Source organism: Streptosporangium sp. NPDC004379 (assembly GCF_042873875.1).
Classification (GTDB): Bacteria; Actinomycetota; Actinomycetes; order Streptosporangiales; family Streptosporangiaceae; genus Streptosporangium.
Map to the genome: position 1 here is coordinate 14,753 of NZ_JBIAMC010000023.1, position 22,918 is coordinate 37,670.

Annotated in this window: 22 protein-coding genes; 15 read left to right on the forward strand and 7 right to left on the reverse strand. The window is 70.7% G+C overall.

The window, feature by feature from the left end:
• Positions 1-43 precede the first annotated feature (43 nt).
• A complete protein-coding gene (locus tag ACFYSC_RS33560; protein ID WP_389969614.1) occupies positions 44-787 on the reverse strand; it encodes a GntR family transcriptional regulator in 744 nt (247 codons plus the stop codon).
• A gap of 208 nt (positions 788-995) precedes the next feature.
• On the opposite strand from ACFYSC_RS33560, the gene ACFYSC_RS33565 reads away from it, so the two are divergent.
• The gene (locus tag ACFYSC_RS33565) at positions 996-2,168 is read left to right on the forward strand and encodes an ABC transporter substrate-binding protein (RefSeq protein WP_389969616.1); all 1,173 of its coding nucleotides are present in this window, start codon (positions 996-998) and stop codon (positions 2,166-2,168) included.
• 311 nt (positions 2,169-2,479) lie between these two features.
• Here ACFYSC_RS33565 and ACFYSC_RS33570 read toward each other — a convergent pair whose 3' ends face one another.
• Positions 2,480-3,754 (reverse strand): phytase, encoded by a 1,275-nt coding sequence (locus ACFYSC_RS33570; RefSeq protein ID WP_389969618.1) that lies wholly within the window; start codon positions 3,752-3,754, stop codon positions 2,480-2,482.
• A 206-nt stretch (positions 3,755-3,960) separates the two neighbouring features.
• Between ACFYSC_RS33570 and ACFYSC_RS33575 the strand changes: the two genes are divergently transcribed.
• Complete coding sequence (locus ACFYSC_RS33575; RefSeq protein WP_389969620.1) at positions 3,961-5,451, forward strand: beta-propeller fold lactonase family protein; 1,491 nt, start codon at positions 3,961-3,963, stop codon at positions 5,449-5,451.
• A 94-nt stretch (positions 5,452-5,545) separates the two neighbouring features.
• On the opposite strand, the gene ACFYSC_RS33580 is transcribed toward ACFYSC_RS33575, so the two are convergent.
• From ACFYSC_RS33580 to ACFYSC_RS33600, 5 genes are all read right to left on the reverse strand, one after another.
• Positions 5,546-5,839 (reverse strand): antibiotic biosynthesis monooxygenase family protein, encoded by a 294-nt coding sequence (locus ACFYSC_RS33580; protein WP_389969622.1) that lies wholly within the window; start codon positions 5,837-5,839, stop codon positions 5,546-5,548.
• 148 nt (positions 5,840-5,987) lie between these two features.
• The gene (locus ACFYSC_RS33585) at positions 5,988-6,815 is read right to left on the reverse strand and encodes an FAD binding domain-containing protein (protein WP_389969624.1); all 828 of its coding nucleotides are present in this window, start codon (positions 6,813-6,815) and stop codon (positions 5,988-5,990) included.
• A 2-nt stretch (positions 6,816-6,817) separates the two neighbouring features.
• Entirely contained in the window at positions 6,818-9,196 is a 2,379-nt protein-coding gene (locus tag ACFYSC_RS33590; protein ID WP_389969626.1) for a xanthine dehydrogenase family protein molybdopterin-binding subunit, read from the reverse strand.
• Complete coding sequence (locus ACFYSC_RS33595; protein WP_362933811.1) at positions 9,193-9,651, reverse strand: (2Fe-2S)-binding protein; 459 nt, start codon at positions 9,649-9,651, stop codon at positions 9,193-9,195. Before ACFYSC_RS33595 ends, ACFYSC_RS33590 begins: the two co-directional genes overlap by 4 nt.
• A gap of 5 nt (positions 9,652-9,656) precedes the next feature.
• On the reverse strand, positions 9,657-10,403 hold the full coding sequence (locus tag ACFYSC_RS33600; protein WP_389969628.1) for a type 1 glutamine amidotransferase domain-containing protein: 747 nt from the start codon (positions 10,401-10,403) through the stop codon (positions 9,657-9,659).
• A 194-nt stretch (positions 10,404-10,597) separates the two neighbouring features.
• On the opposite strand from ACFYSC_RS33600, the gene ACFYSC_RS33605 reads away from it, so the two are divergent.
• From ACFYSC_RS33605 to ACFYSC_RS33665, 13 genes are all read left to right on the forward strand, one after another.
• Positions 10,598-11,737 (forward strand): low temperature requirement protein A, encoded by a 1,140-nt coding sequence (locus ACFYSC_RS33605; protein ID WP_389969630.1) that lies wholly within the window; start codon positions 10,598-10,600, stop codon positions 11,735-11,737.
• Between the two features lie 169 nt (positions 11,738-11,906).
• Positions 11,907-12,245, forward strand: coding sequence for a nuclear transport factor 2 family protein (locus tag ACFYSC_RS33610; protein ID WP_362933801.1), 339 nt, complete (start codon positions 11,907-11,909; stop codon positions 12,243-12,245).
• A 96-nt stretch (positions 12,246-12,341) separates the two neighbouring features.
• Positions 12,342-13,166 (forward strand): type 1 glutamine amidotransferase domain-containing protein, encoded by an 825-nt coding sequence (locus ACFYSC_RS33615; protein ID WP_362933798.1) that lies wholly within the window; start codon positions 12,342-12,344, stop codon positions 13,164-13,166.
• 3 nt (positions 13,167-13,169) lie between these two features.
• Positions 13,170-14,801: a thiamine pyrophosphate-binding protein gene (locus ACFYSC_RS33620; protein WP_362933795.1), complete on the forward strand. Its 1,632-nt coding sequence runs from the start codon at positions 13,170-13,172 to the stop codon at positions 14,799-14,801.
• Positions 14,802-14,805: 4 nt separating this feature from the next.
• Positions 14,806-15,249, forward strand: coding sequence for a nuclear transport factor 2 family protein (locus ACFYSC_RS33625; RefSeq protein WP_389969633.1), 444 nt, complete (start codon positions 14,806-14,808; stop codon positions 15,247-15,249).
• Positions 15,246-15,623: a nuclear transport factor 2 family protein gene (locus tag ACFYSC_RS33630; protein WP_389969635.1), complete on the forward strand. Its 378-nt coding sequence runs from the start codon at positions 15,246-15,248 to the stop codon at positions 15,621-15,623. Before ACFYSC_RS33625 ends, ACFYSC_RS33630 begins: the two co-directional genes overlap by 4 nt.
• On the forward strand, positions 15,623-17,221 hold the full coding sequence (locus tag ACFYSC_RS33635) for a GMC family oxidoreductase (RefSeq protein ID WP_389969637.1): 1,599 nt from the start codon (positions 15,623-15,625) through the stop codon (positions 17,219-17,221). Before ACFYSC_RS33630 ends, ACFYSC_RS33635 begins: the two co-directional genes overlap by 1 nt.
• Positions 17,214-17,807, forward strand: coding sequence for a DJ-1/PfpI family protein (locus tag ACFYSC_RS33640; protein WP_389969639.1), 594 nt, complete (start codon positions 17,214-17,216; stop codon positions 17,805-17,807). Before ACFYSC_RS33635 ends, ACFYSC_RS33640 begins: the two co-directional genes overlap by 8 nt.
• Before the next feature lie 67 nt (positions 17,808-17,874).
• Positions 17,875-18,291 carry a VOC family protein gene (locus tag ACFYSC_RS33645; protein ID WP_389969641.1) on the forward strand — a complete coding sequence of 139 codons (417 nt, stop codon included), beginning with the start codon at positions 17,875-17,877 and terminating at the stop codon, positions 18,289-18,291.
• On the forward strand, positions 18,281-20,110 hold the full coding sequence (locus ACFYSC_RS33650) for an AGE family epimerase/isomerase (RefSeq protein ID WP_389969643.1): 1,830 nt from the start codon (positions 18,281-18,283) through the stop codon (positions 20,108-20,110). The genes ACFYSC_RS33645 and ACFYSC_RS33650 overlap by 11 nt, the downstream gene beginning before the upstream one ends.
• A gap of 14 nt (positions 20,111-20,124) precedes the next feature.
• A complete protein-coding gene (locus ACFYSC_RS33655) occupies positions 20,125-20,481 on the forward strand; it encodes an STAS domain-containing protein (protein ID WP_179822198.1) in 357 nt (118 codons plus the stop codon).
• Positions 20,478-22,571, forward strand: coding sequence for a glycogen debranching protein (locus tag ACFYSC_RS33660; RefSeq protein WP_389969646.1), 2,094 nt, complete (start codon positions 20,478-20,480; stop codon positions 22,569-22,571). Before ACFYSC_RS33655 ends, ACFYSC_RS33660 begins: the two co-directional genes overlap by 4 nt.
• A 25-nt stretch (positions 22,572-22,596) precedes the next feature.
• Positions 22,597-22,914, forward strand: a complete 318-nt coding sequence (locus tag ACFYSC_RS33665; protein WP_389969648.1) for an STAS domain-containing protein — start codon at positions 22,597-22,599, stop codon at positions 22,912-22,914.
• The last annotated feature ends 4 nt before the right edge of the window (positions 22,915-22,918 follow it).

A 22,918-nucleotide genomic window follows, 5' to 3' on the forward strand; every position in this document is an offset into this window, starting at 1 on the left:
CCGGCCGTCCCCGGCGCCCCGCGCCCCGGTGCCCTCAGCGCCCTCAGCGCTCTACGAGCGTGACCTCCAGCGCGTAGTGGGAGGCCCGGTAGACGTGCGAGCCGTGCTCCACGGCCCGGCCCTGGTCGTCGTAGGTCGTGCGGACCATCGTCAGCAGGGGGCAGCCGCGGCGCTCCTCCAGCAGGCGGGCCTCGGCCGGGGTGGCGGCACGGGCGCCGATCCGCTGGTTGGCGACCCTCATCCGGACGCCGGCCGAGCGCAGCAGTTCGTAGAGCCCCCTCGACTGGAGCGCCTCGGCGGTCAGGGACGCCGCACCGGCCGGCAGCCAGTTGTGCAGCAGGGCCAGCGGCTCCCCCGAGGCGTATCTGAGCCGCTCCAGCCGGAGCACCGGAGTGCCCGGCGCGACGCCGAGGACGCCGGCGATGTCCTCCTCCGCCGGGACCGTGTCGATCGACAGCACCCGGGTCTCCGGCTGCTGACCGGCACGGCGGAGGTCGTCGTAGAGGCTGGTGAGCTCGACCGCCCGCTTCACCTGCCCGTGCACGACCTGGGTGCCGACGCCGCGCTTGCGGACCAGCAGCCCCTGGTCCACGAGGTACTGGATGGCCTGGCGGACGGTGGGGCGCGACAGTCCCAGCTGGTCGGCGAGCTGCACCTCGTTGTCGAGCCGGGTGCCCGGGGACAGCTCGCCGTTCTGGATGGCCTCCGCGATCCGCTCGGCCATCTGGAAGTAGAGCGGAACGGGGCTCGATCGATCGAGGTCGATGTCCAATCTCGTCACAGTCACAGGAAAACGGTAACTGACATCAGAATGTCCTGACCAACGGTCAAACCGTCCGGCCTCGCCTGGTTACGGAAGTGTTCCGGATACCGCAGGCAAGTAAGTATGTCTTGACAAAATATTCACATGACGTTCATCGTTGAGCAACCGCGGCGCCGGATCGGGGGCTCTGGGCGGCGCCCATCACCCCGAGAGGCAAGAGGAGTGACGCCACTTGAGGCGTACCCGGAAGATCGTGCCCATGGCACTGCTGGCGCTGGCCGTCGCGGCCTGCGCCCCCTCCACCGCCACCGACGCCCCGTCGGCGGCGGCGACGGCCGCCCAGCCGCTTCCCGCGGCCTCGATGGACGCGACCCTCGACCTGGACGCCCTGGTCGCCGCCGCCAAGAAGGAAGGCAGCCTGCTGGTCTACGACTCCAGTGGTGACATCGAAGAGGTGGCCAAGGCGTTCACCGCGAAGTACGGCATCACCATGGAGGGGGTCAAGTCCGACACCCCGCAGACCGCCGAGAAGATGATCAGAGAGCACGCCGCGGACAACGTCACGATCGACGCGGCGATGTACGAGGACGGCGGGGTCCTGGTGGGCCAGCTGATCCCGCAGGGCGTGGCGCGGACCTGGGTGCCCGCCGACCTGAAGGAACAGATCCCGGCCGAGAGCCGGAATCCGCTGCTCGCCCTCTCCAAGGCGACGGTCTTCGCCTACAACCCCAAGCTCTCGCCTGAGGGATGCCCGGTGAAGAACGTGTGGGACCTGACCGAGCCGGAGTGGGCCGGCAAGCTGGTGATGCAGGACCCCCTGGGCAAGCCCACCGTGTTGTCGTTCTTCACCCAGCTGGACGCGCACGGCAACCAGGCGCTGCAGGAGGCGTACCAGGCGAAGTACGGCAAGCCCCTGGAGATCAAGGAGAAGAGCGCCGCCCACGAGTGGATCAAGCGGATGGCGGCCAACCGGCCGGTGCTGACCGGCTCCGACGAGGACATCTCCGGAGCGGTGGGCGCGCCCAACGCCACCGACAAGAAGATCGGCTTCATGTCGATCTCCAAGTTCCGCAACAACGAGGACAAGGGGTACGCCCAGAAGACGTGCGAGGGCATGGCGCCGTTCGCGGGCTTCAGCTATCCCAAGTTCGTCGGGATCGCCACCAAGAGCAAGCATCCCAACGCGGCCAAGCTGTACGTCCACTTCATCATGACCGAGGAGGGCGTCAAGCACGAGATCGGCGAGGGCGGCGTCTCCGGCAACAGCACGGTCAAGCCGCTGGTCGTCCCGCCCGGTCTGCCCGACTGGCAGGGACAGCTCTTCCACACCGATCCCGCCGCGCTCCTCGGTGACCTGCGCGGCCGCCAGGCCATCTCCGACTTCTGGCGGGTCAACCACGGCTGATCCGCCGGCGGGCGGCGCACGCGCGAGGGGAGCACCCCGATGGGGGTGCTCCCCTCTTGGCGTCCGGCCCCGGCCTCGGACCTCTTGGCGTCCGGCCCCGGCCCCGGCCTCGGACCTCTTGGCGTCCGATCCCGGCCTCGGACGGACCTCCGGCGTCCGGCGAACCTCCCGGCGCCCAGCCCTGACCTCCCGGCCTCCGCCCCGGCTCCGGGCCGTACGGCTCCGGTCTCCCGGCGTACGGCCCTGAACCGGGGCGGGCACGCGAAGGCCCCCGGCACCAGGGCGCCGGGGGCCTTCGTCCCTCAGGTCACTCAGTCACGCGGGTCCCAGCCGTCGGTGTCCACGTCCAGGTCGAGCGGTTCGGCGATGTCCTCCCAGGCGGTGAACTTGAAGTTCGTGATCTCCCGGCCCGGCTCGGCCGGCGTGTTCTCGCCGTCGTGCGCGACGAAGAGCCCCTCGTCGAAGTCCCCCAGCGGGACGTTCAGCACGGTCGAGCCGTCGCTGTGCTCGACGCCGTCGATGCCGTCGTGGTCACCGACCCGGAACTGCCCCAGGTAGGCGTTCGACCCCTCCCTGCGGTAGGCGGCGAAGGTGCTGTCGCCCTGGCTGGAGGCCAGCAGGTAGCCCTTGCCGTCCTCGCGGTAGTAGATCGTGAGTCCCTCGGCGTCCGCGGTCAGGTGCTTGCCACCGTAGCCCGGGTCCGCGCCGGGGGTGCACTCGTCCGTCACCGGGTCGTAGGTGCCCGGCACGCCGTACTCCCGGACCTTGTCCACCAGTGTGGGGGTTCCGGTGAGGTCCGCCCGGATCCGCCAGATGCCGACGTCCTCCTGGGCCGCGTAGAGAACGTCCTTCTCCTGGTCCACGACCATGCCCTCGACCTGCGGCTGCACGCCGGGCTCCAGGCAGGGCGTCCACGTCCGGCCGTTCGGCAGGGTGAACGACGCGGGGAGGTCCAACGTCCTGACGAGCTGGTATCCGATCTTGCCGCCCGGCTTGGAGATGAGCTTGACCAGGCCGACCGAGGTCTTGTGGCGGCGGCTGACCAGCGCGTAGGTGCCGGTCGAGTCCTTCCAGGTGGTCAGGCCGTAGGCGGTCTCGGCGTCGTTGACCTGCTGCTGGGTGGCGTTGAACACGAACGGCGCGGCCGGGTCGGTCACGTCGGTGAGCCGGCCGTCCGAGATGGCGTAGATCCGGAGTCTGTCCTGGCCGCGGTCGGAGACGACGGCCAGGTCCCGCCCGCCGAAGCCGTAGGTGACGTCGACGTTGTTGAACCGCCCGGCCTCGTCGTCGGGCCCCGGGGCCGCGGGCGCGGGAATGTGCTGCAGCTGCCGCCCGTCGAGGTCGTAGACGAGGAGTCCGGCCTTCTTGGCGGTGGCGATCACAACGCTGTCTTCGTCGTCGGAGGGGTCGACCCAGATCGCGGGGTCGTCGCCGTTGGCCTCGCCGCCCGCCTCGTCGTCGTACAGGGCGGGGGTCTCCACCTTGGCTGCCACGGATGGGACGGCCCGGCCGGACGCGGGCATCGCCAGCCCTCCCGCCAGCGAACAGGTGAGGGCCGCCAGAAGAAGCCTGGACAGGGGACGCATCGCGCCTCCTCGGTTGGGGGATGTTCTTGCCCATGAAGGTAACGACAGATTTACTTCAAATCAATAGGACGTACATATGTCATGACATAAAGACGCGAGGCGATCCCTGGTGAGCCGGGTGATGGGATGGGAAAGCCCGTCACCGGAACGTCACCGGCCCGCGTGTCGCCCCCGTCCCGGGACGGCGTCCTCCGTACAAAGGTCCGGTGGGGGGCATCGACGCGGCGGCTTCGGCGCCGCACCGGTGGGTAAGACGACGTGCGGCCCGGCGGCCGGGGAACGGCCGCCGGGTCCTCGCCATGCTCGCCGCGACCGTGACGGCCACGACGGTCACGGTCTCCGCGCCCGCCGCGCCCGCCTCCGCCGCGTTCGGCCCCGTCCCAACCGCATCCGGCCCGGTCTCGCCCGTGCCCGGCGCCGTTGTCGCACCCGACCCAGCCGCACCCGGCTCCCCTGTGCCCGGCCCCGTCGCGGCGGGGAACTGCCGGATCCGCGCCTTCGTCACCAACTTCGGCTCCAACACCGTCTCGGTGATCGACACCGCCACCAGCCGCGTCATCAGGACCATCCCCGTGGGTCTCGGCCCCAGCGCGGTGAAGGTCACGCCCGACGGCACCCGCGCCTACGTCGCCAACTTCGGCGCGGGCACCATGTCGGTGATCGACACCGTCGACGGAACCGTCATCAAACCCATCACCGTCGGCGCCACGCCCATAGCGGTGGAGATAACCCCCGACGGCTCCCGCGCCTACGTCGCCAACTTCGGCACCGGCACCGTCTCGGTGATCGACGTCATCTCCGGGAAGGTCGTCGCCACCGTCCCCACCGGCCTGGCGCCCATAGGAATGGCGATCACCCCCGACGGGAGGCGCGTCTACACCAGCGACGCCGTCGCCAACACGGTGTTCGTGATCGACACCGCCACGAACAGGGTCACCAAGGCCGTCCCCATCCCCGTCGGGCAGGAGCCGTTCGGGCTGGCGCTCACCCCGGACGGCAGGTTCCTCTACGTCACCAACCTCCGTTCCAGCACCATGTCGGTGATCGACACCAGGACCGACACGGTCGCCGCCACGCTCGACACCGGGAAGTCCCCCCGCCAGGCGATCTCCTCCCCCGACGGGAACTTCATCTACTTCAGCAGCGCCTACTTCAACATCGTGTCGGTGATCGACAACAAGACGCTCACCCCCATCAACGTCGTCCAGGTCGGGAACGAGCCCCGCGGCCTCGCGATCCTCCCGAACTCCACCCGGATCTACGTCGCCAACCAGGGCTCGGACACGGTCTCGGTGATCGACTCCGTGAACAATGACGTGGTCGCCACCATCGACGTCGGTGACAACCCCATCGGGCTGGGCATCGGGTGCGTTCCCCTTCCCTCCGCCGTGCGGGGCGAGCAGTCGCCGGGTGGGAGGCCGCGGCCCGCCTCGCCGGGACGCGGCACGGATCGGAGGCCGCGGCCCGGCGCCGGGAAGACGGCGGAGGGCGACGGCCGGTCACCGGCGGAACAGACCGGCGGACAGAGCGGCGGGCAGCGGGAACACGCCGGGGGCGAGATCCGCTCCGTCCAGCGGCAGCGGCAGGTCGTCCGCCTGGACCGGACGGCCGTCCGCCGGCCGCACCGCGCCGTGACCGGGCGGCCCCGGGGACGGGCGGTCCCGCGGGCGTCGCGGAGGCCCGGCCGGGCCCGGTGACCGGCCGGGCCGGGCGGCCGGGCAGCCGGGCAGCCGGGCGGCCGGACGGCTTCGGTGACCGCGCGGCTGCGGCGGCCGGGGCGGGCCCCGTGGGTCACGTCTTCGTGATCACCGGCCGGTAGTGGCGCATCTCCTCGATGTCCGACACGTAGGGCCGGATCTCGGCGAAGAACTCCCCGAAGAACTCGCTCCCGCGGAAGCCCCGCAGGTGGTCCTCCTCCGAGGTCCAGACGATGCGAAGGATGTAGGCGTCCGCCGCCTCGGTGCACTTCGACAGCTCGTAGTCCAGGCACCAGGGCGACTTGCCCAGCGGCACGACCGCCCGCTGGTAGGCCGCCTCGAACTCCCCGGGGTCGGGGACGCGGTAGCGGATGTACTCGACGATCATCTTCGAACCTCCGGTGGGATGCGGAGCGGCCCGGTTCCGTCCCGCGTCCCCGGCCGGGCCGTACCGGGGACGCGGGGGGTGGTGCCGGGATGGCCGCTCGGGACGGGAGCCGCGCCGGGGACGCGGGGGAATGCGCCGGGGCGGCAGGTCAGGCCGGGTCCCGGTCGCGGGCGCGGGCGACGGCCCGCCGGGCGAGCACCCTGGCCAGGTGGGCCCGGTACTCGCCCGAGGCGACGTCGTCGGACTCGAAGACGCCGTCGAGCCGGGGCTCGGAGCCGTTCCCGGAGGCGGCCGCCGCGGCGTCCTCCAGCTCGGGGACCCGGCGGGCCGGGCCGGGCCCGCCGCAGACGGCCACCCGGCAGGCGCCGACCGCGCCGCCGGGGCGGAAGGTCAGGCTGACCGCCACGCCGCAGAGCGAGGAGAGCGCCGCGGGCTCGGCCAGCCTCTCGTAGGCGCCCCGGGCCGTCGTCGCGGGGATCTCCACGGCGACGATCACCTCGTCGCCCGCGGGTCCCTCACCGGCGAGGAACCGCTCGACGGAGACGCGGCGGGACCGCGCGCCCCCGCCGCGCAGGTGCAGCCCGGCCTCCAGGGCGATGAGCGCCGCGGCGACGTCGGCCCCGGCGACCACCGCGCCGCCCACCGTCGCCCGGTTCCTGACCTGGGCGTCCGGCATCGCCGCCGCGGCGTCCACGAGCAGTCCCCCGGCGTGGGAGCCGCGCACCAGCGGGTCGGCGACCAGGTCGGTGATGGTGGTCGTGGAGCCGATCTCCAGTCCGCCGTCCGGGCCGCGGCGCACGCCCCGCAGCTCGTCCAGCCGTCCGAGGTCGACCAGCAGCGGGATCCGCCGGGCCCGCCGCTTCATGTCGAGGATCAGCCGGTGCCCGCCGCCCATGGGGCGGGCGCCGGGGGTGGCGCGCAGGGCCTCCAGCGCCTCGTCGAGGGTGGCCGGCGCCGTGTAGTCCAGCAACTCCATGATCAACCCTTGGCCTCTCGGATGGCCCGCCAGATCTTCTCGGGGGTGTACGGCATGTCGAGGTGCCGGACGCCGACCTCGCGCAGCGCGTCGCACACGGCGTTGGCCACGGCCGCGGTCACCGGCACCGTCGCGATCTCGCCGGCGCCCTTGACGCCGAGCGGGTTGTGCGGCGACGGCGTCTCCGTGGTGTCCATGACGAACCGCGGGATGTCATGGGCGCGGGGCATGGCGTAGGTGGTCAGGTCGGCGGTCAGCAGGGCGCCCGTCTCGTCGTAGCGGGCCCGCTCCATCAGGGCCTGGCCGAGGCCGTGCGCGATGCTGCCCTCGAACTGGCCGTTCACCACCAGCGGGTTGCCGATGGGGCCGACGTCGTGGACGGCGACGTAGCGGACGATCTCCACCTCGCCGGTGGTCTCGTCGATCTCGACGACGGCCAGGTGCGAGCCGTACGGGTAGTTGAAGTCCGGTGGGTCGAAGAAGGTGGTGACGTCGAGGGTGGGCTCCATGCCGGCGGGCAGGCTCCAGCCGTACCACAGCGCCATGGCCATGTCCTGGAAGGTCTTCGACGCCCCTTCCCTGCCGGGTACGGAGAACGTTCCATCGGCGTACTCGACCTGGTCCTCGGGCACGCCGAGGAAGTGGGCGGCGGCCGTCCTCATCTTGGCGATGACCTGCCGGGCCGCCAGGGCGAGGGCGGGGCCGCCGACGCTGTAGGAGCGGCTGCCGTAGGTGCCCTGGCCGTACGGGGCCTTCTGGGTGTCGGCCTGGAAGACCGTGACCGCGGACGGGTCGATGCCCAGCTCGGAGGCGACGATCTGCGCGAAGGTCGTGGTGTGGCTCTGCCCGGTGGAGGTGGACCCGATGGTGGCCGCGACCTCGCCGTTGGGGTGGACGCGGATGTTCGCGCTCTCCCAGGTGCCGCCGAGCATGCCCTCGGCCTGCATCCGGGTGGAGGGGCCGACGCCGCAGATCGCCACGAAGGAGCCGATGCCGACCCCGAGCAGCTTGCCGCGGTCGCGCGCCTCGCGCCGGAGGACCTCCAGCTTGGAGTAGTCGGCGAGCTCCAGGGCGCGGCGCAGCGCGGTGGGGTAGTCGCCGGAGTCGTAGGTCCAGCCCAGGCCGTTGTCGTAGGGGAACCGGTCCGGCGGGACCATGTTGCGCAGCCGGATGTCGGCGGGGTCGGCGCCGATCTCCTTGGCGTACAGGTCGAGGACCCGTTCGGTGATCGTGGTCGCCTCGGCGCGGCCCGAGCCGCGCTGCGCGCCCAGCGGGACCGTGTTGGTGAAGACCGCGTGGACCTCGCAGAAGGCGTTCGGGATGGCGTAGGGGCCGGTGACGCTGCGGCCCATCAGCGCGGTGGCGACGCCGGGGCCGATGGTGGAGGGGTAGGCGCCGAGGTTGGCGTAGCTGGTGCAGCGCAGCGCCGTGATCCGGCCGTCGCGGGTCCCGGCGAGGGTGACGTGCTGGAGGTGGTCGCGGCCCTGGACGGTGGAGCGCATCAGGCCCTCGCGGGTGTCGGCCCACCGCACGGGCCGGCCCAGCGTGCGGGCGAGGAAGAGCACCAGCGGCATGTCGGGGTAGAGGTAGCCCTTGGTGCCGAAGCTGCCGCCGATGGGCGGGGCGATGACGCGGAGCTTGTTGAACGGGATGCCGAGGACCAGCGCGGACAGCAGGAAGCGGTGGTTGTGCGGCGACTGGGTGGTGGCGTAGAGGGTGTACTCGTCCTTGACCGGGTCGTAGTCGCCGACGGCGGCGCGGGGCTCGATCGGGTTGTTGATCGTCCGCTGGTTGTACAGGTCGAGTTCGACGACGACCTCGGCCTCGGCGATGGCCGCGTCGGTGCGCTCGGCGTCGCCGCAGGTCCACAGGGCGTTGAGGTTGCCGGGCACGGTGTCGTGGAGCTGCGGGGCGCCCTCGGCGAGCGCCTGCCGCGGCGTGGTGACCGCCGTCAGGGGCGTGTAGGCGACGGCGACCTTCCGCGCGGCGGCCCTGGCCTGCTCGGCGGTCTCGGCGACGACGGCGGCGACGGGCTCGCCGATGAACCGCACCACGCCCTCGGCGAGGACGGGGCCGGCGCCGGGCACGCCGTACGGGTGGGGCGGGAAGTGGCTCTCCACGCCGCCGGGGATCCAGATGCACGGCATCGGCATGAGCTTGCCGGCGAGGTCCTCGCCGGTGACGACGGTGACGACGCCGGGCATCTCCCTGGCCCCGGCGGTGTCGATCCCGTCGATCCGCGCGTGGCCGTGCTCGCTGCGCACGAACTCCATGTGCAGCATGCCGGGGAGGCGGAGGTCGGAGGTGAACGTCGTGTCGCCCCGGAGCATCGCGGGGACGTCGCGGTCCTTGAGGCCCGCGCCGAACGTCTCGGTGGTCATGACTTGTCCTTCACCTTCTGTACGGCGCGCACGACGGCGCCGTACCCGGTGCACCTGCAGAGGTTCCCCGCGATCCCGGCGCGGATCGCCTGCTCGTCCGGTGCGGAGTCGTGTTCGAGGAGGTCGGTCAGGGACATGACCATGCCGGGGACGCAGAAGCCGCACTGCGCTCCGTGCTCCTCCCACAGGGCCTCCTGAAGAGGGGTCAGCTCGCCGCCCTCGGAGAGGCCCTCGACCGTGGTGACCTCGGTCCCGTCGGCCTGTACGGCCAGCATCTGGCAGCTCTTGACCGAGCGGTCGCCGAGTCGTACGACGCAGGTGCCGCACTGGCCGGTGTCGCAGCCGACCTTCGCGCCGGTGAGGTCGCAGGTGTCGCGGAGCAGGTCCACGAGGAGGACGTTCGGCGGGACGTCCAGCTCGACGCGGTCTCCGTTCACCGTCAGGGTGATCCGCACGGCCGTCACCGCGCCGTGGACAGTCGCTTGGCGAAGGCGTCGGCCAGCGCCGTGGACGAGTAGGGGTTCTGGCCCGTGATGAGGTTGCGGTCCTCGACGACGCGGGAGTCCCAGATCACCTCCGCCTTCTCGTAGCGGGCGCCGAGCCGTTCCAGCTCCATCTGCAGGACGAAGGGGAGCTGGCCGGCCATGTCCGTGACCATCTCCTCGTCGTGGGAGAAGGCGGTCATCCGGTAGCCCTCCAGCGGCCAGCGGCCGTGGGAGTCGCGCAGCGGCAGCAGCGCCGACTGGCCGTGGCACACGACGGCCAGCGGGAGGTCGAGTTCGAGGATCCAGCGGACCACGCGGGTCAGGTCGGGGCTGTGCGGCATGTCCTCCATGGCGCCGTGGCCGCCGGAGATGTAGACGCCCGCGTATCCGGCGAGCCGTTCCCGGGTGATGTCCCCGACGTCCATCGGCGCCTTCAGCGCCGGCAGGGAGCCGATCACCTGTCTGTAGTGCTCGACGTTCTCCTCGTCGTGGTCGGGTGAGCCCTCCGGCCTGGTGAGGCCCAGTACGTAGGGCGTGAGGCTGCCTTCGTCGGGGGTGGGCGCCTCCCCGCCCACCGTGGCGATGTCGACGTTGTGGCCCTCGGCCACGAGGCGCTCGTACGGTACGACGAACTCCTCGGCCCAGAACCCGGAAGCGTGCTGTCTGCCGTCCAGCAAGCCGAGGGTCTTCGCCTTGGTCATCAGAATGAGGACGTCGGCCATCTCGGTCACTCCTTCTCTTTCCGGGCATTTCAAGCACACGATGGCGGCAGTTCCGGAAGGCGGCAATGGCGGGACGGAGCGGCGGGCGCACTTGATTATCTAGAACGCCGGACTTTATGACCTCGGCAAGATACTCCCATGAATGACCTGGGCGGGATTGGACCCGGGGGAACACTCCCCCGACAATCGTCCCCATGAACATTTCGCTCCCCCAATGGTTCACCGAACGCGTGGACCCCGTCCCCGACCACGAAGAGCTGCGGGTTTCCACGATCGAGCTCTTCTTCGACCTGGTGTTCGTCTTCACGGCCACCCAGCTCACGGTCCTGCTGGCCGCCGACTTCGGCAGCATCCCCCAGGTGCTGCTGATGTTCGGCGTCCTCTGGTGGATGTTCGCCAGCTATGCCTGGGTGACCAACGCCGTCCCCCCGCTGCGGGTGGTCCGCCGGTTCTTCATGCTGCTGGCGATGGCCGGCTGGCTGGTCATCGCGCTGGCCGTGCCCGGGGCCTTCGCCGAGAAGGGCACGGGCTTCGCGATCGGGCTGCTCGTGGTCGTCGTCGTGCACGGCCTGCTGTACCTGCAGTCGACCTGGCGCTTCCTGCGGATGTTCACCACGAACCTCGCCGGCGCCGTGCTGATCCTGTTCGCGGCGGGGGCCGACGGCGGGCTGAAGTACGCGCTGTGGGGGGCCGCGCTGCTCGTGATGTGGATCTCGCCGTACCTGACCGGCCAGGAGGGGTTCCCGCTGCACCCCGGCCACGTGGCCGAGCGGCACGGGCTGGTGGTCATCATCGCGCTGGGCGAGTCCGTCGTCGCCATCGCGGTCGGCATCGGCAACGGGCACGGCCCGCTGGACGCGCCGACGATCGGGACCGCGCTGATCGGGCTGGCGCTCAGCGCCAGCCTGTGGTGGGCGTACTTCCACGCCGACCTGGAACGGGCGGAGAACGCGCTGGTCATGGTGACCGACCAGGTACGGCGCACCCGCCTGGTGCTGTTCGGCTTCTTCTACGCCCACATGCCGATCCTGCTGGGCATCATCGCGGTGTCGGCCGGGGTGAAGAAGGCGGTCGCGCACCCGGGCGACCCGCTGTCCGTCGGCGCGGAGCTCGCCCTGGCCGGTGGGGTGGCGGCCTTCCTGCTCGGGTCGGCGGCGTTCCGGATGATCCTGGGCCTGCCGGGCGGTCTGGCGCGGGCGCTGACCGCGCTGCTGGCGCTGGCCACGATCCCGGTCGGCGGGGTGTCCGCGGTGCTCCAGCTGAGCCTCCTCGCGGTGCTCCTGGTGGCCGCGCTCGTCATCGAGGAGAGGGCCGGCCACCTGCAACCCGCGTGAGTGTAGGGGCAAACCTCCAGAAGTATCCCCCTATTTCTAGACAAGCTCCCCTAAACCGCGTTTCCGTGAGGAAGCACGACCGATGCGAAAAACGGTCATCTCGAAGCGCCGCCGGTTCGGGTCTCAACCGGCGTGAAGCGCGCTACCCACTGACAGGTAGGGGAGAGAAATGTCTGCTACGCAACTTCCGGCGCTGCTCGACAAGCAGATCGGACAGCTGAAGGCGCACGACCTCGACGCGATGATGAACAATTACCACGAGGACGCCGTCGTGATGCGGCCCGGCGCCGTCGCCCGGGGCCGCGAGGAGATCAGGGACTTCTTCGCCGAATACCTGAAGATGAACCCGCAGATCGAGGACATCATGACCGCCGACGGCAGCGAGGACATCATCCTCTACTACGCGACGATCAGGATCGGCGACCAGTCCCACAAGGACGTGGGCACCTGGGTGCTCAGGGACGGCCTGATCTGGCGGCAGACCGCGGTCCTCGTCTCCGAGGACTAGCAGCAGGAACCCCCACCCCGCTCTCCGGGCGGGACCGCGTGAGCGGCCCCGCCTGGTGAGCCCTGCCCGGAAGTCCCCCGACACGCGGAGTCCACCGTGACCAAGAAGATCCTGATCATCCTTTCCGAGTACGGCTACTGGGGCGAGGAACTCGTCGGACCCCTCGGCGTCTTCGACGACCACGGGTACGAGACCGTGATGGCGACGCCCACCGGCGGGCGGCCCCGGGCGCTGCCGCCCAGCATGGACCCCGGCTTCCTCGACCCGCCGCTCGGCCGGTCCGTCACCACCGAGGACATGGCCCGCCGCGTCCGCGAGGTGGACGAGTCCGACCGGCTGGCCAAGCCCGTCGACATCTCCTCCTGGGTGCCCGAGCGCCCCTACCTCAGCTCGCCCGGCTACCTGCGCGAACTGGAGGCCTACCACCGCGCCCGCACCGAGCTCCAGGCGACCGTCGCCGACTACGACGCCATCCTCATCGTCGGCGGCAGCGGCCCGATCGTGGACCTCGCCAACAACGAGCGGGTGCACGCCCTGATCCTGGCCTTCCTGGAGGCCGGCAAGCCCGTCGGCGCCGAGTGCTACGGCGTCGCCTGCCTCGCCTTCGCCCGCGACTGGGACGACCGCAAGAGCATCATCTGGGGCAAGCACGTCACCGGGCACTGCAAGGAGTACGACTACAAGGACGGCACCGGCTTCATCGGCGTCGACTTCAACATGGGGCCGCCGCCGTACCCGCTGGAGTACATCCTGCGCGACGCGACCGGTCCCGAGGGCCGCTACCACGGCAACGTCGGCCACCCCGTCTCGGTGATCGTGGACTACCCGTTCGTCACCGGCCGCTCCACCCCGGACTCCATCACCACCGGCGAGAAGATGGTGGCGGTCCTGGAGCACGGCCTGCGGCGCTACGGCTGGTAGCCCGTGGCCGCCACGCGAACCGGCACCTCAGCGCTCCTGGAGCAGCTCCGCGCCGACGGGATGACCACGGTCTTCGGTAATCCCGGCACGGTCGAGCAGGGTCTCCTGGACGCGCTGAGCTCCGCCGGAGACTTCCGCTACGTCCTCGGCCTGGCCGAGGCCCCCGTCGTCGGCCTCGCGGACGGCTACGCCCGCGCCACCCGCAGGCCCACCCTGGTGCAGCTGCACTCCGGCGTCGGACTCGGCAACGGCATCGGCATGATGTACCAGGCGATGCGCGGCCACGCCCCGCTCGTCGTGATCGCCGGCGAGGCGGGCGTGCGCTACGACGCCTTCGACGCCCAGATGGCCGCTGACCTGGTCGGCATGGCGCGGCCGGTGACCAAGTTCGCCACCCGCGTCGTCGAGCCGGGGTCGGTGCTGCGGGTCCTCCGCCGGGCCGTCAAGATCGCGGCCACTCCCCCGTGCGGCCCCGTCTTCGTGTCCCTGCCCCTCGACGTGCTGGACGCGCCCAACGACGAGCCCGCCCTGCCCACGGTCATCCCCGACACCCGTACGGTCCCCGTGCCCGAGCTGGTCGCGCGCGCCGCCGGCCTGCTGGCCGGGGCCGAACGGCCGATCATCGTGGCCGGTGACGGGGTGGCCGAGGCCGGCGCCCAGTACGAGCTGACCCGGGTCGCGGAGCTGCTCGGCGCCGAGGTCTGGCTGGCCGACAGCTCCGTCGTCAACATCGACGCCGCCCACCCCCTGTACCGGGGGCAGCTCGGGCACATGTTCGGCGAGGCGAGCGAGGCGGCCGTCCGGGAGGCCGACGCGGTCCTCATCGTCGGCACCTACGTCTTCCCCGAGGTCTTCCCCTCGATGCGCTCCCCGTTCGCGGCGGGCGCGCGGGTGGTGCACGTCGACCTGAACGCCTACGAGATCGGAAAGAACCACCCCGTGGACCTCGGCCTGGTCGCCGACCCGCGGGCCACCCTCACCGCCCTCGCCGCCGACCTGGTACGGCGGGGCGCGCCCCCGGCGCCCGCCCGCCCCCGCGTCCAGGCCGCCCCGGCCAGGGGCGACAGCGTCTACGAGCTGTTCCTCGCCGAGCTGGCCGCGCAGCAGCCCGACGCGGTCGTCTTCGACGAGGCGCTCACGTCGAGCCCCGCGCTGGTGCGGCACTTCCCGCCGCGCCGCCCCGGCCACTACTTCCTCACCCGGGGCGGATCGCTCGGGGTCGGCATCCCCGGCGCCATCGGCGTCAAGCTCGCGATGCCGGACGAGACGGTGATCGGCTTCACCGGCGACGGCGGCAGCATGTACACGATCCAGGCGCTGTGGACCGCGGCGCACCAGCGGATCGGCGCGAAGTTCGTGATCTGCAACAACGGCAGGTACGAACTGCTCAACGAGAACATCTCCGTGTACTGGAGGGAGCGCGGCGTCGCGCCGCACCCCTTCCCCTCCTCCTTCGACCTGAGCGGCCTGCCCCTGGGGTTCACCGACCTCGCCCGCGGCATGGGCGTGCAGGCCGTACGGGTGGCCGAGCCCGAGGACGTGGGCCCCGCCGTCAAGCGCATGCTCGCCGACGACGAGCCGTTCCTGGTGGACGTCGCGGTGGACGTCCCCCCTCCGCCGAACGGAAAGGACTGAGCACGTGAAGCAGATGACCCCGCCCGACTGGGTGGTCGAGGAATGGGTGGCCAACTGGTACCGCGCCCTCGACCGGCACGACGACATCGAGCGGCTCTGGTACTACCTCGCCGGCGACGAGGACCTCGTCATGGTCTTCCCCGAGGCCACCGCCCGCGGGCACGACGACTTCCGCAAGTGGTACGAGACCGTCACCAACCGCTTCTTCGACGAGCAGCACCGGGTCACCTCGGTGAAGGTCGGCGCGTGGCGGGACGGCGCGGCCACCCTCCAGGTCGTCGTGAACTGGCAGGCCCGCGTCTGGAACCCGCCGGCGCCCACCAGCCTCTGGATCGGCTTCGACGCCTACCAGACCTGGGAGGTCACCGCCGACGGACCCGATCACCCGCGGATCAGGAAGTACGTCGTGGACCGTCTGGAGCCGATGCCGGGGAGTGCCGAGCTGTGAGCACACGAGAGACGATCGACCTTTACTACGAGTACGCCAACGCCGGCGACTGGTCGAGCTGGTGCGACCTGTTCACCGAGAAGGCCGTGGTCGACGAGCAGCTCGCCGGCCGCCTGGAGGGCCAGGACACCCTGCGCGAGGCCGTCGCCGGCTTCCCCGCGATGTACCGCTCGTTCAGGAACGTCCCCCGCCACGTCGTCGTCGACGGCGACCAGGCGGGCGTGGTGTCCCACCTGAGCGCGGTCACCGCCGGCGGCGAGCCCATCGAGGCCGAGGTCATGAACTACTTCCGGCTGGAGGACGGCCGGATCTCCTACATGGCCAACTTCCACGACACGCTGCCCTTCCGCGGGCCCCTCGGGATGGAGGGCTGATGGCGGAGGAGGAGTTCGACTACGTCGTCGTCGGCGCGGGGGCGGCCGGCTCGGTGCTGACCCGCCGCCTGGTGGAGTCGGGCGCGGGCTCGGTGCTGCTGCTGGAGGCCGGCGGGAGCTGGATCCCCTCCGGGGTGGACGCCGCGCCGCTGTGGTTCACGCTGCTCGGCTCGGACATCGACTGGGACTACCGCAGCGTGCCCCAGCCGGGACTGGGCGGGCGCAGCACCCACGAGCCGCGCGGCAAGGTCGTCGGCGGCAGCAGCAACTTCTACATCATGATGCACATCCGCGGCCACCAGTCGGACTTCGACAACTGGGCCTACCAGGGCGCCGCGGGCTGGTCGTACGCCGACGTCCTGCCGTACTTCCAGCGCCTGGAGGACCAGGAGGACAAGACCTGGGAGGGCACCGGCAGCGGCGGCCCGCAGACCGTCACCAACGCCGGCCTGCACGACCCCAACCCCTACTCCCGGACCTTCCTCGACGCCTGCGCCGAGCTGGGCCACCCGATCATCCCCGACTTCAACGGGCCCGCCATGGCGGGCGCGGGCTGGCACCACATCAACGCCGAGGGGGGCCGCCGCCGGGGCGCGATGCACTGCTTCGTCGAGCCGATCCTCAACGACGGGCGGCTGACCCTGCGGCCCCGCGCACGGGCCACCGGCCTGCTCTTCGAGGGCGAGCGGTGCACGGGCGTGGAGTACGTCCAGGAGGCGCCGGCCCCGGAGAGCGGCGAGGGCCGCAGGCTCGCCGGGCGCGCGCTCGACGAGTCCGGCGGCACCGGCCCGCGAAGGGTCCGCGCCCGCCGCGAGGTCATCGTGTGCGCCGGGGCGATCGAGTCCCCCAAGCTCCTGATGCTCTCCGGCATCGGCGACCCCGGCCACCTGCGCGAGGCCGGCGTCGAGGTGCGCCTCCCGCTGCCCGGCGTCGGGGCGAACTTCCACAACCACGTGCTCACCGGCGTCATCCGGGAGACGAGGGAGGCGGTCCCGCCGGGGGCGAACAACCTGTCCGAGGCCGCGCTGTTCACCTTCTCGCAGAGCGGCCTGCCCGCCCCCGACCTGCAGATCGCGTTCGTCCACGTGCCCTTCGACATCATCGTCGGGCAGAGCCACCCCAACGCGGTCAGCATCCTGCCGGGCGTCGTACGGCCCGCCTCGCGCGGCTGGGTCCGGCTGGCCTCCGCCGACCCGTTCGCGCCGCCCCTGGTCAACCCCAACTACCTGGGCGACCGCTCCGACGTCGACCGGCTGGTCCAGGGCGTCGAGCTGGCCAGGGAGATCTTCGCGACCCGCGCCTTCGGCGAGGTCCTCGGCGACGAGCTCCTGCCCGGCCCGGCGACGGCCGACCGGGAGGCGCTCACCGCGTTCGTCCGCGAGCGCGCCGACACCTACCACCACCAGGTCGGCTCGTGCCGCATGGGGAGCGACGACGACGCCGTCGTGGACCCCAGGCTGCGGGTGCGCGGCATCGAGGGGCTGCGCGTCGCCGACGCGAGCGTGATGCCGGCGGTGACCTCGGGCAACACCCACGCCGCGATCCAGATGATCGCCGAGCGGTGCGCCGACTTCATTCTGGGAGGTTCCCGTGGCTGACCTGCGCGGAGCGCGCGTCGCGGTCCTGATGGAGAGCGACTACTACGAGCCCGAGATTTTCTACTACCAGCGCCGCTTCGCCGAGGAGGGCATCCGCCTCGACCTGCTGACCCGGCTGTGGGGACAGCAGGAGATCACCTTCACCGGCCACGAGTACCGGGCGCCGCTGACGGTGAACGGGTCGCTGGAGGGACTGGACGACGACGCGCTGCGCTCCTACGACGCGATCGTCGTGCCGTCGGGCATGGTCGCCGACCGGCTCCGCTTCAGCGAGAAGCCGCTCGACCCGTCCCCGGCGACCGAGCTGATGCGGCGGGCGTTCGCCCTGCCCGAGGTGCTCAAGGGCGTCATCTGCCACGGCATGTGGCTGCTGGCCAAGGCGCCGGAGACGGTCCGCGGACGCCCCGTCACCTGCCACAACAACCTGGTCGGCGACGTGCTGAACATGGGCGCCGAATACCGCGACGAGGACGTCGTGGTCGACGGGGACCTCGTCACCGGCCGCAGCGGCGCCCACTGCCACCTGTTCGCGCGCGCCCTGCTCGGCGAGCTGGCGGCGCGCAGGAGCGGGGAGCGAGCCGTATGAGGTGGTCGCGCACGGACCTCACGGAGCGCCGCATGAGGTGGTCGCGCACGGACCCGCGGAGGACCGCATGAGGTGGTCTCACACCGCGCTGAACTGCAACGACGTGGACGTGACCGCCGAGTTCTACTGCCGGTGGTTCGGCTTCGCCCGCGCGGCCGACTTCCCCGTGGGCGACTCCAAGATCCTCTTCCTCCGCAAGGGCGACGTCTACCTGGAGCTGTTCCAGGCCGGGGACGGCGCGCCCGGCGGCGACGGGCCGACCGCGGCCGGCACGCTGCGGCACATCGCCCTGCAGACCGACGACATCGACGAGGCCCTGGCCGGGATGGGCCCGCAGGCCCAGGTGTCGCTGGGCCCGCTGTGCTTCGACGACTTCATCCCTGGCTGGCGCACGGTGTGGGTGAAGGACCCCGACGGCACGGTCGTGGAGATAACGCAAGGTTTCAAGGACCAGACTTCCGAAGGCGGAGCAGATGCCGAGTGACGTGAGCTTCCGGTTCAGCGACCTGATCGCGGGCAGGGTCACCACCCCCATGGACGACAAGGGGACGTTCGGGCTCGTCACGGCCGACGGCCGCGAGTTCGACGTCACCGTGGACGACACCACCTCCGCGGAGGTGCTGCGCAACCTCGAATACCCCTACCTCGACGCCTCCGACCACCGCGACGACATGATCAGGCCGGGTCAGGACCTCTTCGCCTACGGCGTGCACGCCCCGCAGGACCGCGGCTGGGAGTTCGACGCCAAGCGGCTGGTCTTCGTGGGCCGCCGGCCCGGCGAGTACCGCTTCGAGGAGCCGGACTGGTGGATCCACCAGCTCGACCGGATCGCCGCCTTCTACCGCAAGGCGCAGTTCGGCTCCGGCCCCGTCGACTACCGCGACTACCGCACCGTCCTGCGGCTCGACGGGCGCAAGACGTCGAGCCACGTGCAGGAGACCGACACCATCTCCCGCCTGGTGTACGGCATGGCCTCGGCGTACATGCTCACCGGCAAGGACGACTATCTCGACACCGCCGAGCGCGGCGTGGACTACCTGCGCGAGCACATGCGGTTCGCCGACCCCATGCACGACGTCACCTACTGGTACCACGGCATCGAGGTGCAGGAGGACCGGCCGGAGAAGAAGCTCTTCACCTCGGAGTTCTCCGACGACTACGACGCGATCCCGATGTACGAGCAGATCTACGCGCTGGCCGGGCCGACGCAGACCTACCGGGTCAACGGGGACCCGGCGATCCTGCGCGACGCCGAGGGCACGATCAGGCTGTTCGAGAACCACTTCCGCGACACCAAGGGCGGCGGCTACTTCAGCCACATCGACCCGATCTTCATGGACCCGCGGCACCCCTCCATCGCGCCCAACGACGCCAGGAAGAACTGGAACTCGGTCGGCGACCACGCGCCCGCCTACCTGATCAACCTCTACCTCGCGACGGGCCGCGAGGAGTACGCCGACTTCCTGGAGCGCACGTTCGACACGATCGCCGAGCACTTCCCCGAGGACGACTACAGCCCGTTCGTCCAGGAACGTTTCAACGAGGACTGGAGCCCCGACCGCGGCCACACCTGGCAGCAGGACCGCGCGGTCGTCGGCCACAACCTCAAGATCGCATGGAACCTCATGCGGATGAACTCCCTGCGGAGCAAGAAGGACTACCGGGAGCTGGCCGAGCGGATCGCCCGGCGCATGCCCGAGGTCGGCAGCGACCAGCAGCGCGGCGGCTGGTACGACGTCGTGGAACGGACCAAGGCCGCCGGCGACCGGTGGCACCGGTTCGCCTGGCACGACCGCAAGGCCTGGTGGCAGCAGGAGCAGGCGATCCTCGCCTACCTCATCCTGTCCGGCGTCACCGGCGACCGGGACTTCCTCCAGGAGGCCCGGCGCGCCTCCGCCTTCTACAACACCTTCTTCCTCGACCACGACGAGGGAGCCGTCTACTTCAACGTGCTCGCCGACGGCATGCCGTACCTCCTCGGGACCGAGCGGTTCAAGGGCAGCCACTCGATGAGCATGTACCACTCCTCCGAGCTGTGCTACCTGGCCACCGTCTACACGAACCTCCTCGTCGAGAAGGAACCGCTCAACCTGTGGTTCAAGCCCGTGCCGGGCGCCTTCCCCGACCGCACGCTGCGCGTCGCCCCCGACCTGCTGCCGCAGGGTTCGATCCGGATCGAGTCCGTGGAGGTCGACGGGAACCCGTACCACCGGTTCGACGCCGAGGAGCTCCAGGTGGACCTCCCCGACACGCAGGATCGGCTTCCGATCCGCGTCACCCTGACCCCCGTGTCCGAGAAGTAAGGACGAGAGACGAGATGCCCACGCGAACACTCGACGTCACGGTCTCGAAAGAGGGCGAGCTTGCGGTGGTCGCACTCACCGGCGACCTGGACAGCAGGACGGCCCCCGTGGTCCAGGAACATGTCGGCAGGGCGCTGGCCGAGCACCGGCTGCTGGCGCTCGACCTGTCGAACCTGCGCTACATGTCCAGCGCCGGCCTGAGAGTCATGCTGCTGTCCTACCGGCAGGCGCAGTGCGCCAGCGGCCAGATGGCCGTGGTGGGACTGTCGGAGGAACTCCGGATGCTCATGAGCGCCGTCGGCTTCCTCAACTTCTTCACCGTCGCCGAGGACCTCGGCAAGGCGGCCGAACTGCTGACGGAGACACCATGACCAGTCCGATGCTGGACCGGATCGACTCCTACCCCACCCACCGCATCTCCGGGTTCCCCGTACGGCACGGCAACCCCCTGCTGCCCGGAGCGACCTTCCTGCACGGCGGGGTGAACTTCGCCGTCTGCTCCGAGAACGCCACCGCGGTCAGCCTGGTGCTCTACCACCACGGTGAGCGCGAGCCGTACGCCGAGCTGCCGATCCCCGACTCCTTCCGCACCGGGCACATCTGGGCGCTCATCGTCTACGACCTGGACGGCCTGGACGACCTGGAGTACGGCTTCCGCTGCAAGGGGCCGGCCGGCGAGCCGGAGCGGGTCCTGTCCGACCCCTACGCCAAGCTCGTGGTGGGCCGGGAGGTCTGGGGCCGGGAGCCCGACTGGTCCGAGCCCTACCAGCACAGGTCGCGGCTGATGTTCCACGACTTCGACTGGGGTGAGGACGTCGCGCCGCGCATCCCCCGCGAGGAGCTCATCATCTACGAGGCGCACGTCCGCGGGTTCACCCGGCACCCCAGCTCCGGGGTGAGCGCGCCGGGGACGTACGCGGGGCTGCGAGAGAAGCTCCCCTACCTGAAGTCGCTCGGCGTCAACGCCATCGAGCTCATGCCGATCTTCGAGTTCGACGAGTTCGAGAACAGCCGGATCAACGCGGAGACCGGCGAGCGGCTGTACAACTTCTGGGGCTACTCCACCGTCTCCTTCTACGCCCCGAAGTCCGGCTACGCCGCCAGCGGCAAGTACGGCATGGCCGGCGACGAGCTGAAGGCGCTGGTCCGCGAGTGTCACAGCAACGGCATCGAGGTGATCCTCGACGTGGTCTTCAACCACACCGCCGAGGGCAACCACGACGGACCGACGATCTCGTTCAAGGGACTGGACAACGACGTCTGGTACATGATGACCCCCGAGGGGTACTACTACAACTTCAGCGGCACCGGCAACACGATGAACTGCAACCACCCGGTGGTCCGCAAGTTCGTCCTCGACTGCCTGCGCTACTGGGCCGTCGAGTACCGCATCGACGGCTTCCGCTTCGACCTCGCGGCCATCCTGTCCAGGGACGTGGACGGCACCCCGCTGCCCAACCCGCCGATCCTTCAGGAGCTGGCCTTCGACCCGGTGCTGCGCGGCTGCGTACTCATCGCCGAGGCGTGGGACGCGGCGGGCCTGTACGAGGTCGGGTCCTTCCCCAACTACCACCGCTGGTCGGAGTGGAACGGCCGCTACCGCGACACCATCCGCCGGTTCGTCAAGGGCGACACCGGCGTGGCGGGGGAGATGGCCACCCGCTACGTCGGTTCCCCCGACCTCTACGCCGGGCGGGCGACGGCCGCGTCGATCAACTTCGTCACCGCGCACGACGGCTTCACCCTCTACGACCTGGTCTCCTACAACGAGAAGCACAACGAGGCCAACGGAGAGGACAACCGGGACGGCGCGAACGACAACAACAGCTGGAACTGCGGCGCCGAGGGCGAGACCGACGACAAGGAGATCAACGACCTGCGGCGCCGCCAGGTCAAGAACTTCCTCGCGCTGCTGCTCACCAGCCAGGGCATCCCCATGATCCTGGCCGGGGACGAGCGGGGCCGCACGCAGTGGGGCAACAACAACGCCTACTGCCACGACAGCGACCTGAGCTGGGTCGACTGGACGCCCAACCCGCTCACCGACGAGCTGGTGAGGTTCACCGGCGACCTCGCCAGGTTCCGCGCGGCCCACCCGGCCGTCCGCACGGCCGAGCACCCGACGGGCCGCGAGGTACGGCCGGGCCTGCCGGAGATCAGCTGGCACGGGGTGACCGCCTACGCGCCCGACTGGTCGGAGGGCAGCCGGCTGATGGCCGTCATGCGCTGCGCCCCGCTGGGCGACGCCGTCGACTGCGTGTACGTCGTGGCGAACGCGCACTGGGAGCAGCACGACGTCGAGCTGCCCCTGCTGCCGGACGGCGCGCTGTGGCGCCTGGCCGCCGACACCGGGGCGGTCGACTGCAGTTTCCCGCTGGGAGAGGAGCCGGCCCTGGACGACCAGCACGTCCTGCGCGTCGGACCCCGCTCGACGGTCGTGCTCTGCGCGCAGACCGTGTGACGAACCGGATGACAGGGGATACGAGATGTTCCAGGCAGATCTGATCACCAGTGGCGACACCGTCACCATCCAGATGAGCGGCGACCTCGACGCGCTGTCCGCGCCGAGCTTCCACGAGATCCTCCAGCAGGTGGCGACCCGCTCGCCCAAGAAGCTGTGCCTGGCGATGCACGGCCTCTCCTACATATCCTCCGCGGGGGTGCGGGGGCTCGTCTTCGCCCGGCAGAAGATGGGCGACGACATGGAGGTGATCGTCGAGGGCGCCAACGAGAACGTCGCCGAGACCATCCGGATGACGGGATTACAGCACGCCATCACGATCCGAGAGTCGTTCTCCGCCTGACCCG